We start from the raw sequence: 240 nt of genomic DNA on the forward strand, positions 1-240 counted from the left end.
AACATTAAGGGCATAGCCGGCTTCCAAATAGGTCAACCGGTTGATGACTGAACACTATTCCACATACCCTCTTCCCCCGGGAGAAAAAAGATGAGCCCAAACCAGAGCACCCGGCCAGCCGGCCCGGTCGCCCGACTGCTTGCCAAGGCCGGACTGCCACCAGCGCTTGCGCTGGGTTACCTCGGCCTTCTTCTCTTTATGACCGGTGACGGGGTCGAATCCGGTTTTATCGCCCCCTTT

At 57.9% G+C, this 240-nt stretch carries 1 protein-coding gene; it reads right to left on the reverse strand.

Annotated features, from left to right (window positions below):
• Positions 1-54: 54 nt before the first annotated feature.
• On the reverse strand, positions 55-240 hold a 186-nt coding region (locus tag AC3XQU_RS24740), incomplete at its 5' end, for a hypothetical protein (protein WP_489876742.1).

Source organism: Telluria sp. AZSoR62 (genome assembly GCF_058111565.1).